Below are 11,525 nucleotides of genomic sequence, written 5' to 3'. Positions count from 1 at the left end.
TGCGCCGGGCACGCCGCCGCCGCCGGCTCCGCCGCCGCCCGCCGTCCCGAGGGACTACGTCGAGGGCCTGATCGAGTCGGTGTCGGGCGGCACGATCCAGCTGCGGACGCGGACGGGGTCGGCCACGGTGGACTTCTCCCCATCGACGCGGGTCGTCGAGGTCACCGCGGCCCAGCTGGCCGACGTCACCCCCGGCAGTTGCGTCAACGTGCGCGCCACCCCGCAGAGCGCGCCCACGGGTGGGGCGATCACCGCGCAAGCCGTGACGGTCACCTCAGCCGTCGACGGCAAGTGCCCGCCGCCGGCCGGGTTCTACGGCACGGTCAGCTCGGTCTCGGGCAACAGCATCGCCGTCAGCGGTATGGGTCCCCAACCAACGCCCACCACCGTGACGGTCGCGAATTCGACCTCCTACCAGAAGCAGACGCCGTCGGACTCCCAGGCGATCGCGAACGGCAAGTGCATGGGCGCTCAGGGCACCCAGGACGCCGGCGTGCTGGGTGCGATGACGATCAGCCTTCAGGCGTGCCCGCCGATGGGGCACCCGCACCACCACCTGCACCTGCCCCATCTGCCCTTCCACCTGTGAAGGGGTGGAGCGGGATCAGACGGTGAAGCCGAGGGCGCGTAGCTGCTCGCGGCCGTCCTCGGTGATCTTGTCGGGTCCCCACGGCGGGTTCCACACCCAGTTGATCCGCAGGTCGTCGACCAGGCCGGCGCCGACGAGCGCGCTGCGCGACTGGTCCTCGATGACGTCGGTCAGCGGGCAGGCCGCCGACGTCAGCGTCATGTCGATCAGGGCGACCGTTCCCTCGTCGCCGTCCTCGACGTTCAGGCCGTAGACCAGCCCCAGGTCGACGACGTTGATGCCCAGTTCGGGGTCGACGACGTCGCGCATCGCCTCCTCCAGGTCGGCAAGAAACTCGTCGCCCGGTGCGGTGGTTTCGCTCATTTCTGGTCCTCCTCGAAGCTCGCGCTGGCCTGAGCCAGCGCGTCCTTGAACGCCATCCACCCGAGCAGCGCGCACTTGACCCGCGCGGGGTACTTGGCGACCCCGGCGAACGCGACGCCGTCGCCCAGCACGTCCTCGTCACCCTCGACGGTGCCGCGCGAGGACACCATCTCGGTGAAGGCGGTCGTGGTCTTGAGGGCCTCACCGACGCTGTGGCCGATCACCTGCTGGGTCAGCACCGAGGTCGACGCCTGGCTGATGGAACAGCCCTGCCCCTCATAGGAGACGTCGACGACGGTTTCGCCGTCGTCGGACAAGCTGACCCGCAGGGTGATCTCGTCGCCGCAGACCGGGTTGACGTGATACACCTGCGCGCCGAACGGCTCCCGCAGCCCCCGGTGCTGCGGGTGCTTGTAGTGATCGAGGATCACATCCTGATAGATCTGCTCGAGGCGCAACGTCAGCTTCTCCCAAAGAAATCCAGCGCGCGACGCACGCCGGCCACCAGGCGCTCGACCTCGTCGGCGGTGTTGTACACCGCGAACGACGCCCGCGCGGTGGCCGCGAGCCCGAACCTGCGGTGCAGCGGCAAGGCGCAATGGTGCCCGACGCGCACCGCGACGCCATCGTCGTCGAGCACCTGCCCGACGTCGTGCGCGTGCACGCCGTCGACGACGAACGACACCGGAGAGCCGCGGTTTTCCGTCGACGCCGGACCGACAATGCGCACGGCGTCGATGCCGGACAGGCCCTCGATGGTCGCGGCGACCAGTTCGCGTTCGTGGGCCTCGGCGGCGTCCATCCCGATGGCGCCGAGATAGCGCGCGGCGGCCGCCAATCCGACCACCTGAGACGTCATCGGGGTGCCCGCCTCGAAGCGCTGCGGCGCCGCCGCGTAGGTCGAGGCTTCCATGGCGACCGTCTCGATCATCGACCCGCCGGTGAGGAAAGGTGGCATGGCGCCCAGCAGCTCGCCGCGCCCGTACAGCACGCCGATCCCGTTGGGGCCCAACATCTTGTGCCCGGAGAACGCGCCGAAATCGACGCCGAGCGCGTGAAAGTCGACCGGCCGGTGCGGCACCGACTGGCAGGCGTCCAGCACGGTCAACGCGCCCACCGCCTTGGCGCGGCTCACCAGTTCGTCCACCGGGCCGTGCGCGCCGGTGACGTTGGAATGATGGCTGAAGGCAACGACTTTGACCCGCTCGTCGAGTCGCAGCGACTCCAGGTCGATGCGCCCGTCGTCCGTGACGCCGTACCAGCGCAACGTGGCCCCGGTGCGCCGCGCGAGCTCCTGCCACGGGACCAGGTTGGCGTGGTGTTCGAGCTCGGTGGTGACGATGACGTCGCCGGGCCCGACGGCACGCTCGAAACGGTTGTCGCCCAGCACGTATGACACCAGGTTGAGCGCCTCGGTGGCGTTCTTGGTGAACACCAGCTCTTGCGCGTCGGCGCCGACGAAGGCCGCGATGTCGGCGCGGCCCTGCTCATAGGCGTCGGTGGCCTCCTCCATCAGCTGGTGGGCGCCGCGATGCACCCCTCCGTTGGAGGTCAACAGGAATTCCCGCTCGGCGTCGAGCACCTGCAGCGGGCGCTGCGACGTCGCGCCGGAATCCAAGTACGCCAACTGGTTTCCGCCGCGCATGATGCGCTTGAGGATCGGAAAGTCGGCACGGATCGCCGCAACGTCCAGCATGCCTACGCCCCTGTTGCCGCCGCTTGCGTAAAGCGGACGTAGCCGTTCTGCTCGAGCTCGTCGGCCAGCTCCGGTCCACCGGATTCGGCGATCCGGCCGCCGACGAACACGTGCACGTGCTCCGGGTGGATGTAGCGCAGGATGCGGGTGTAGTGCGTGATCAACAGGACGCCGCCGTGCTCGGACTCGGCGTAACGGTTCACGCCCTCGCTGACCACCCGGAGCGCGTCGACGTCCAGACCGGAGTCGGTCTCGTCGAGGATGGCGATCTTGGGCTTGAGCAGTTCCAGCTGCAGGATCTCGTGGCGCTTCTTCTCACCGCCCGAGAAGCCCTCGTTGACGCTGCGCTCCGCGAACACCGGGTCGATCTCGAGGGACGTCATCGCCGCCTTGACCTCTTTGACCCAGTGGCGCAGCTTGGGGGCCTCGCCGCGGACGGCGGTGGCCGCCGAGCGCAGAAAGTTGGACACCGAGACCCCGGGCACCTCGACGGGATACTGCATGGCCAGGAATATCCCGGCCCGCGCGCGCTCGTCGACGCTCATCGCCAGCACGTCCCCGCCGTCCAGCGTGATCGAGCCCGACGTGACGCGGTACTTGGGGTGCCCGGCGATCGCGTACGACAGCGTGGACTTGCCGGAGCCGTTGGGCCCCATCAGGGCATGCGTCTCACCGGATTTCACCGTCAGGTCCACGCCCTTGAGGATGGGGATTTCCCGTTCCCCCTCCGGCGCGTTGGGGTCGTCGACGCTGACGTGCAGGTCCTTGATTTCAAGAGTGGTCATGAGGCTTCTATTTTTTCCGTCTTCTCCGTGATGGCCAGTTCGTGTTCGATGGCTGCGGTCAGGCGTTCCCGCACTTCGGGCACCGCGATCTTCGAGATGATCTCCCCGAAGAACCCGCGGATCACCAGGCGGCGCGCCTGCTCCTCCGGGATGCCGCGCGAACGCAGGTAAAACAGTTGCTCGTCGTCGAAACGCCCGGTGGCGCTGGCGTGCCCGGCGCCGACGATCTCGCCGGTCTCGATCTCGAGGTTGGGCACCGAGTCGGCGCGCGCGCCGTCGGTGAGGACCAGGTTGCGGTTCACCTCGAAGGTGTCGGTGCCGGTGGCCGCGGCGCGGATCAGCACGTCACCCACCCACACGGTGTGCGCGTCGGGCAGCGCGGAGTCCGGATCTCCCTGCAGCGCACCCTTGTACAGCACGTTCGACCTGCAGTCGGGCTGTGCGTGGTCCACCAGCAGTCGCGACTCGAGGTGCTGGCCGTCGTCGGCGAAGTACAGGCCCAGCAGCTCCGCGTCCCCGCCGGGACCCCAGAACCGCACGTTGGCCGACATCCGCACGATTTCACCGCCCAGCGTCACGGCGACGTGCCGCAGCACCGCGTCCTTGCCCAGCCTGGCGTGGTGGGCGGACAGGTGCACCATGTCGTCGGCCCAGTCGGCGATCCACACGACCGTGAGCCGGGCGGCGTCCTCGATCACGAATTCGAGGTTGTCGGCGTAGGTTCCGCTGCCCCGCTGGTCGATGATCACCACCGCTTCGCCGAGCTCCTCGACGCGGATCTGCAGGTGCCCGTAGGCCACGGCGCCTTCGCCCGGCCCGGTGACGGTGACGGTGATCGGCTCGGCGATGCGAGTGTCGCGCGCGACGGTGACCAGCGTCGCGGAATTGAACGACGAAAAGGCCTGAGCGGCAACGCGGTCGGCCGGGGCGCCGCCCCGCCCGAGCCGCTCGTCGCCGCGCCGGACGGTCTCGACCCGCAGGCCGGCCTGTTCGGCCACGTCAATGTGGGCGCGGCCGGTGGCGTTCGCGGAGCCGTCGTGCAGCCCGCGCAGCCGCCGCAGCGGGGTGAACCGCCACAGCTCGTCGCGGCCGTGCGGAATCTCGAACGCGTCGACATCGAAGGAGGAGAATAGCTCCCCCTTGTTTAGCGAAGCGGTCATCCGACCGCGCCCTCCATCTGCAGCTCGATCAGCCGGTTGAGCTCGAGCGCGTACTCCATCGGCAGCTCTTTGGCGATCGGCTCCACGAAGCCGCGCACTACCATCGCCATCGCCTCGTCCTCGGTCAGCCCGCGGCTCATCAGGTAGAACAGCTGGTTCTCGCTGACCTTCGACACGGTGGCCTCGTGGCCCATCGTGACGTCGTCCTCGCGGATGTCGACGTACGGGTAGGTGTCACTGCGGCTGATCGTATCGACCAGCAGCGCATCGCATTTCACGCTCGAGCGCGATCCGTGGGCGCCCTTGCTCACCTGCACCAGGCCGCGGTAGGAAGTGCGGCCGCCGCCGCGCGCCACCGACTTGGACACGATGTTGCTCGACGTGTTCGGCGCCAGGTGCAGCATCTTCGCGCCGGTGTCCTGGTGCTGGTCCTCGCCGGCGAACGCCACCGACAGCACCTCGCCCTTGGCGTGCTCGCCGGTCATCCACACCGCCGGGTACTTCATGGTCACCTTCGACCCGATGTTGCCGTCGACCCATTCCATGGTGGCGCCGGCCTCTGCCCGGGCCCGCTTGGTGACCAGGTTGTAGACGTTGTTCGACCAGTTCTGGATGGTCGTATAGCGAACGCGCGCATTGGGTTTCACGATGATCTCGACCACCGCCGAGTGCAGCGAATCCGACTTGTAGATCGGCGCGGTGCAGCCCTCGACGTAATGCACGTAGGAGCCCTCGTCGGCGATGATCAGCGTGCGCTCGAACTGGCCCATGTTCTCGGTGTTGATCCGGAAGTAGGCCTGCAGCGGGATGTCGACGTGCACACCCTTGGGGACGTAGATGAACGAGCCACCGCTCCACACCGCGGTGTTCAGTGCCGAGAACTTGTTGTCCCCGGCCGGAATCACGGTGCCGAAGTACTGCTGGAAGATCTCGGGATGCTCGCGCAGCGCGGTGTCGGTGTCCAAGAAGATGACGCCCTGGGCCTCCAGGTCCTCACGGATGGAGTGGTAGACGACCTCGGACTCGTACTGCGCGGCGACACCGGAGACCAGCCGCTGCTTCTCCGCCTCCGGGATGCCCAGCTTGTCGTAGGTGCTCTTGATGTCCGCGGGCAGGTCGTCCCAGGTTGCGGCCTGCTTCTCGCTGGAGCGCACGAAGTACTTGATGTTGTCGAAGTGGATGCCCTCGAGGTTGGAACCCCAGCTCGGCATGGGCTTCTTGTCGAAGATGCGCAGCGCCTTCAGTCGGGTCTGCAGCATCCACTCGGGCTCGTTCTTCTTCGCCGAAATGTCGCGCACCACCGCCTCGGACAGCCCGCGCTGCGCGCTGGCTCCCGCGACGTCGGAGTCCGCCCAGCCGTAGCCGTAGCGGCCCAGCGAGGCGATCGCCTGCTCCTGGGTCAACGGCTCGACGGTCTTGCTGGCCTCGGGCGTGAGTGTCATGCGGACGCTCCTTCGATGCTGGTGGTGTCGCGGCGCGGGCTGGGCGCCGTCGAGACCGGAACAGTGAGTGGCACGTGGGTGGTGCAGGCGCAGTTTCCGTTGACGATGGTCGCCAACCGCTGCACGTGGGTTCCGAGCACCTCGGCCATCGCCTGCTGCTCGNGCCCACCTGCTGCCACGCCTCGGCGGCCACCGACTCGGCATCGCCCGCCTCCATCAGCGCGTCGAGGTGCCGCCGCACGCCGGCGGGCGCCAGGCCCAGCCGGTCGCCGATCTCCACGGCGGTGATCGATCCGGATTCCAACAGCAGGCGCACGATGGCGCGCCGGGTGTGACCATCCGGCACCGCGGCGCCGACTGGAGCCGCGGGCGCCTCATCGAGGCTGGTTCGGATTTTCACAACACCAGTGTGACGCAATTCCGGGGATCGGTCCACCAAGGGTCCCCTGTCCGGGCGTTGCGCTGGTCACACCGCCGGCCGCCCGATTGCGGCGGCTACGCTGCTGTGATGGCAGCCCGCCACCACACGCTGAGCTCGTCGATCGCCAGCCTGCACGGCGATGAGCAGGCGGTGGGTTCGCCGCTGAACGATACCGAGCTCACCGTCCTGCGCCGCACCCGCCTGTTCGGCGCGACCGGCACCGTCCTGATGGCGATCGGCGCGCTGGGCGCCGGGGCTCGGCCCGTCGTCCAGGACCCCACCTTCGGGGTCCGGCTGCTCAACCTGCCGTCGCGCATCCAGACCGTGTCGCTGACCATGACGACGACCGGGGCCGTCATGATGGCGCTCGCCTGGCTGATGCTCGGCCGGTTCGCGCTGGGCAACAGGCGGATGTCGCGCGGCGACCTGGACCGCACCCTGCTGCTGTGGGTGCTGCCCTTGTTGCCCGCGCCGCCGATGTACAGCAAGGACGTCTACTCCTACCTCGCCCAGAGCCAGATCTCGCTGGAGGGACTCGACCCCTACAGGGTGGGCCCGGCGTCCGGTCTGGGCCTCGGTCACGTGTTCACGCTGTCAGTCCCGACCCTGTGGCGCGAGACGCCGGCGCCCTACGGCCCGTTGTTCCTGTGGATCGGGCGCGGGATCTCGGCGCTGACCGGCGAGAACATCGTCGCCGCGGTGCTCTGCCACCGGATCGTGGTGCTGGCCGGCGTGGGCCTCATCGTCTGGGCCACCCCCCGCCTGGCCCGGCGCTGCGGCGTCGCCGAGGTCAGCGCCCTGTGGCTGGGCGCGGCCAACCCGCTGCTGATCATGCACCTGGTCGCCGGCGTGCATAACGAGGCGCTGATGCTGGGGCTGATGCTGGCCGGGGCCGAGTTCGCGCTGCGCGGCATCGACTCTCCGCGACTGCTGCCCGCGTCGTGGCGGCCCGGCCCGGATTGGGAGCCGCTGGGGATGCTGCTCGCGGGCGCGATCCTGATCACGCTGTCGTCGCAGGTAAAGCTGCCGTCACTGCTGGCGCTGGGCTTTGTCACGGTGGCGCTGGCCCACCGCTGCGGCGGCACCCTGCGGGCGCTGCTACTGGCCGGCGGCGGGATGGCGGCGCTGTCGCTGGCGGTGATGGCCCTCGTCGGCTGGGCCAGCGGGCTCGGGTTCGGCTGGATCTACACGCTGGGCACCGCCAACGTGGTGCGCAGCTGGATGTCGCCGCCGACGCTACTGGCGCTCGGGACCGGGCAGGTGGGGATCCTGCTGGGGCTGGGCGATCACACGACCGCGGTGTTGGGGCTCACGCGCGCCATCGGCGTGCTGATCATCACGGTGATGGTGGCCTGGCTGCTGGTCGCCGTCTTCCGCGGCCGGTTGCACCCGATCGGCGGCCTGGGCGTCGCGCTGGGCATCACCGTGCTGCTGTTTCCCGTGGTGCAGCCCTGGTATCTGCTGTGGGCGATCATCCCGCTGGCCGCCTGGGCGACCCGCACCGGCTTCCGGGTGGCGGCGATCGTCATCACCCTCATCGTGGGCATCTTCGGCCCGACGGCCAACGGCGACCGCTTTGCGCTGTTTCAGATCGTGGACGCGACGCTGGCCAGCAGCCTCATCGTGGCGGTGCTCATCGCCGCGACCTACACCCGGCTGCCGTGGCGCCGGCTACCCACGAACGGCGAGGCGGTCATCACCCCGCCCGCCCCGGTGGCTCCCGAGGCCCCCAGTCCCGAGGCGGCACCCGACGCCTACGCTGATTCCACGTGAGCCGCGCCGAAACGCCCGACACGGTGGTGCGGCTACGCGGGGTCAGCAAGCGATACGGCTCCGTCGAGGCCGTCGCCAATCTTGATCTCGAGGTGCGCGCGGCCGAGGTGCTGGCGCTGCTCGGCCCCAACGGCGCCGGCAAGACGACGACGGTCGAGATGTGCGAGGGCTTCGTGCGCCCGGACGCCGGCACCATCGAGGTGCTCGGCCTGGATCCCATCGCCGACAACGCGCGGCTGCGCGCGCGCATCGGGGTGATGTTGCAGGGCGGCGGCGGCTACCCCGCGGCGCGTGCCGGCGAGATGCTCGGCCTGGTGGCCTCCTACGCCGCCGACCCGCTGGACCCGGCGTGGCTGCTGGACACCCTGGGCCTCACCGACGCGGCCCGCACCACGTATCGGCGGCTCTCCGGCGGCCAGCAGCAACGGCTCGCGCTGGCGTGTGCGCTGGTCGGCCGCCCCGAGCTGGTGTTTCTCGACGAGCCCACCGCGGGCATGGACGCCCATGCCCGGCTGCTGGTCTGGGAGCTGATCGACGCGCTGCGCCGCGACGGCGTGACGGTGGTGCTGACCACCCATCAGCTCAAGGAGGCCGAGGAGCTCGCCGACCGGCTGGTGATCATCGACCACGGCGTGACGGTGGCCACGGGCACGCCGGCGGAGCTGATGCGCGCCGGCGCCAAAGACCAGTTGCGGTTCAGCGCGCCGCCGCGGCTCGAGCTTTCCCTGTTGGCCGCCGCGCTGCCGGAGGATTACCAGGTCACCGAGGTGACCCCCGGCGAGTACCTGGTCGAGGGGCCGGTCGACCCCCAGGTGCTGGCGACCGTCACGGCGTGGTGCGCGCAGATCGACGTGCTCGCCACCGACATGCGTGTCGAGCAACGCAGCCTCGAGGACGTGTTCCTCGACCTCACCGGCAGGAAGTTACGGCCTTGACCGACAGCGCCTTTCCCGCGGGGACCTTCGCGCCCGACCCGCGCCCCAACGCCGTGCCCCGGATGCTCGCCGCGCAGTACGGCCTGGAGCTCAAGTTGCTGCTGCGCAACGGCGAGCAGCTGCTGCTCACCATGTTCATCCCGATCACGCTGCTGGTGGGGCTGACGCTGCTGCCCTTCGGCTCGTTCGGGCACAACCGAGCCGCCACCTTCGTGCCCCCAATCATGGCCCTGGCGGTGATTTCGACGGCGTTCACCGGGCAGGCGATCGCGGTCGCATTCGATCGCCGCTACGGCGCGCTGAAACGACTCGGGGCCACCCCGCTGCCGGTGTGGGGCATCATCGCCGGGAAGTCGCTGGCCGTGGTGACGGTGGTGTTTATGCAGGCAATCTTGTTGGGCGCCATCGGTTTTGCGCTCGGCTGGCGGCCGGCCCCGGCGGCGCTGCTGTTGGGCGCGGCCGTCATCGCGCTGGGCACCGCGGGCTTCGCCGCCCTCGGGCTGCTGCTGGGCGGGACGCTGCGGGCCGAGATCGTGCTCGCGGTCGCCAACCTGATGTGGTTCGTGTTCGCCGGGCTGGGCGCGCTGACCCTGGAATCCGGGATGATCCCCGCGGGCGTCAAGTGGGCGGCGCGGCTCACCCCGTCGGGCGCGCTGACCGAGGCGCTGTCGCAGGCGATGGCGCTGTCGGTGGACTGGTTCGGCGTCGTCGTCCTGGCGGCATGGGGCTCGGTGGCGGCGCTGGCCGCGCGGCGCTGGTTCCGCTTCACCTGACGCCGACGGGCTCGGCGACACGTAACCAGTTGCGACGACACGCCGACACCGGTGTACGAGGTTTCTATCTCGGCGGCGCCCGGGCTTACTACAGGCCGTAGTTCTTGTTGGCTTACCATCGGGCGGTGCTCGGACGAACGCTGCGGCGGGTGGTGGACCTGCTCCCCGACCCCAGCCTGCGCGCCCAGCGGGTGATCGCCGCGCTCGTCATCCTCACCCAGGGCGGTATCGCCGTCACGGGCGCGATCGTGCGCGTCACCGCCTCGGGCCTGGGCTGCCCGACCTGGCCGCAGTGCTTCCCGGGCAGCTTCACGCCGGTGGCCCACGCCGAGGTGCCGCGAATTCACCAGGCCGTGGAGTTCGGCAACCGGATGATCACCTTCGCGGTCGTAATCGCCGCGGTGCTGGCCGTGCTGGCCGTGACCCGGGCGCGCCGGCGCACCGAGGTCCTNCCCACCGCTGCGGCGGCACCCTGCGGGCGCTGCTACTGGCCGGCGGCGGGATGGCGGCGCTGTCGCTGGCGGTGATGGCCCTCGTCGGCTGGGCCAGCGGGCTCGGGTTCGGCTGGATCTACACGCTGGGCACCGCCAACGTGGTGCGCAGCTGGATGTCGCCGCCGACGCTACTGGCGCTCGGGACCGGGCAGGTGGGGATCCTGCTGGGGCTGGGCGATCACACGACCGCGGTGTTGGGGCTCACGCGCGCCATCGGCGTGCTGATCATCACGGTGATGGTGGCCTGGCTGCTGGTCGCCGTCTTCCGCGGCCGGTTGCACCCGATCGGCGGCCTGGGCGTCGCGCTGGGCATCACCGTGCTGCTGTTTCCCGTGGTGCAGCCCTGGTATCTGCTGTGGGCGATCATCCCGCTGGCCGCCTGGGCGACCCGCACCGGCTTCCGGGTGGCGGCGATCGTCATCACCCTCATCGTGGGCATCTTCGGCCCGACGGCCAACGGCGACCGCTTTGCGCTGTTTCAGATCGTGGACGCGACGCTGGCCAGCAGCCTCATCGTGGCGGTGCTCATCGCCGCGACCTACACCCGGCTGCCGTGGCGCCGGCTACCCACGAACGGCGAGGCGGTCATCACCCCGCCCGCCCCGGTGGCTCCCGAGGCCCCCAGTCCCGAGGCGGCACCCGACGCCTACGCTGATTCCACGTGAGCCGCGCCGAAACGCCCGACACGGTGGTGCGGCTACGCGGGGTCAGCAAGCGATACGGCTCCGTCGAGGCCGTCGCCAATCTTGATCTCGAGGTGCGCGCGGCCGAGGTGCTGGCGCTGCTCGGCCCCAACGGCGCCGGCAAGACGACGACGGTCGAGATGTGCGAGGGCTTCGTGCGCCCGGACGCCGGCACCATCGAGGTGCTCGGCCTGGATCCCATCGCCGACAACGCGCGGCTGCGCGCGCGCATCGGGGTGATGTTGCAGGGCGGCGGCGGCTACCCCGCGGCGCGTGCCGGCGAGATGCTCGGCCTGGTGGCCTCCTACGCCGCCGACCCGCTGGACCCGGCGTGGCTGCTGGACACCCTGGGCCTCACCGACGCGGCCCGCACCACGTATCGGCGGCTCTCCGGCGGCCAGCAGCAACGGC

At 70.0% G+C, this 11,525-nt stretch carries 10 protein-coding genes and 3 pseudogenes; 6 read left to right on the top strand and 7 right to left on the bottom strand.

What is annotated here, in order from left to right:
• Positions 1-589, top strand: a 589-nt coding sequence (locus tag BN4348_RS37205; protein WP_066910659.1) for a DUF5666 domain-containing protein, incomplete at its 5' end; no start/stop codon positions are given.
• A 15-nt stretch (positions 590-604) separates the two neighbouring features.
• Here the strand turns inward: BN4348_RS37205 and BN4348_RS37200 are convergent.
• The 7 genes and pseudogenes from BN4348_RS37200 to BN4348_RS37170 form a co-directional block, all read right to left on the bottom strand.
• Entirely contained in the window at positions 605-952 is a 348-nt protein-coding gene (locus BN4348_RS37200) for a metal-sulfur cluster assembly factor (RefSeq protein ID WP_066910656.1), read from the bottom strand.
• A pseudogene (gene sufU / locus BN4348_RS37195) lies at positions 930-1,416 on the bottom strand (Fe-S cluster assembly sulfur transfer protein SufU); the annotation flags it as partial. The pseudogene sufU and the gene BN4348_RS37200, both read right to left, overlap by 23 nt.
• Positions 1,413-2,648 (bottom strand): cysteine desulfurase, encoded by a 1,236-nt coding sequence (locus BN4348_RS37190; RefSeq protein WP_066910650.1) that lies wholly within the window; start codon positions 2,646-2,648, stop codon positions 1,413-1,415. The pseudogene sufU and the gene BN4348_RS37190, both read right to left, overlap by 4 nt.
• A gap of 2 nt (positions 2,649-2,650) precedes the next feature.
• Positions 2,651-3,433 (bottom strand): Fe-S cluster assembly ATPase SufC, encoded by a 783-nt coding sequence (gene sufC, locus BN4348_RS37185; protein ID WP_066910647.1) that lies wholly within the window; start codon positions 3,431-3,433, stop codon positions 2,651-2,653.
• Positions 3,430-4,593, bottom strand: a complete 1,164-nt coding sequence (sufD, locus tag BN4348_RS37180; protein ID WP_066910643.1) for a Fe-S cluster assembly protein SufD — start codon at positions 4,591-4,593, stop codon at positions 3,430-3,432. The genes sufC and sufD overlap by 4 nt, the downstream gene beginning before the upstream one ends.
• Positions 4,590-6,035: a Fe-S cluster assembly protein SufB gene (gene sufB, locus BN4348_RS37175; protein ID WP_066910640.1), complete on the bottom strand. Its 1,446-nt coding sequence runs from the start codon at positions 6,033-6,035 to the stop codon at positions 4,590-4,592. The genes sufD and sufB overlap by 4 nt, the downstream gene beginning before the upstream one ends.
• Positions 6,032-6,474, bottom strand: a pseudogene (locus tag BN4348_RS37170) (winged helix-turn-helix transcriptional regulator). The gene sufB and the pseudogene BN4348_RS37170 overlap by 4 nt, the downstream one beginning before the upstream one ends.
• 69 nt (positions 6,475-6,543) lie before the next feature.
• Between BN4348_RS37170 and mptB (BN4348_RS37165) the strand changes: the two are divergent.
• The 5 genes and pseudogenes from mptB (BN4348_RS37165) to BN4348_RS37145 form a co-directional block, all read left to right on the top strand.
• The gene (gene mptB, locus BN4348_RS37165; protein ID WP_066910666.1) at positions 6,544-8,229 is read left to right on the top strand and encodes a polyprenol phosphomannose-dependent alpha 1,6 mannosyltransferase MptB; all 1,686 of its coding nucleotides are present in this window, start codon (positions 6,544-6,546) and stop codon (positions 8,227-8,229) included.
• On the top strand, positions 8,226-9,164 hold the full coding sequence (locus BN4348_RS37160; protein ID WP_096866120.1) for an ABC transporter ATP-binding protein: 939 nt from the start codon (positions 8,226-8,228) through the stop codon (positions 9,162-9,164). Before mptB (BN4348_RS37165) ends, BN4348_RS37160 begins: the two co-directional genes overlap by 4 nt.
• 62 nt (positions 9,165-9,226) lie before the next feature.
• Entirely contained in the window at positions 9,227-9,937 is a 711-nt protein-coding gene (locus BN4348_RS37155; RefSeq protein WP_235852850.1) for an ABC transporter permease, read from the top strand.
• Between the two features lie 125 nt (positions 9,938-10,062).
• Positions 10,063-11,096: pseudogene (mptB, locus tag BN4348_RS62735) on the top strand (polyprenol phosphomannose-dependent alpha 1,6 mannosyltransferase MptB).
• Positions 11,093-11,525: ATP-binding cassette domain-containing protein (locus BN4348_RS37145; RefSeq protein WP_142308788.1), on the top strand; the 433-nt coding region annotated here is incomplete at its 3' end. The pseudogene mptB (BN4348_RS62735) and the gene BN4348_RS37145, both read left to right, overlap by 4 nt.

Source organism: Mycobacterium interjectum, from assembly GCF_900078675.2.
GTDB classification, from domain to species: Bacteria; Actinomycetota; Actinomycetes; order Mycobacteriales; family Mycobacteriaceae; genus Mycobacterium; species Mycobacterium interjectum.
This window is presented reverse-complemented; position numbering and strand designations above follow the sequence as displayed.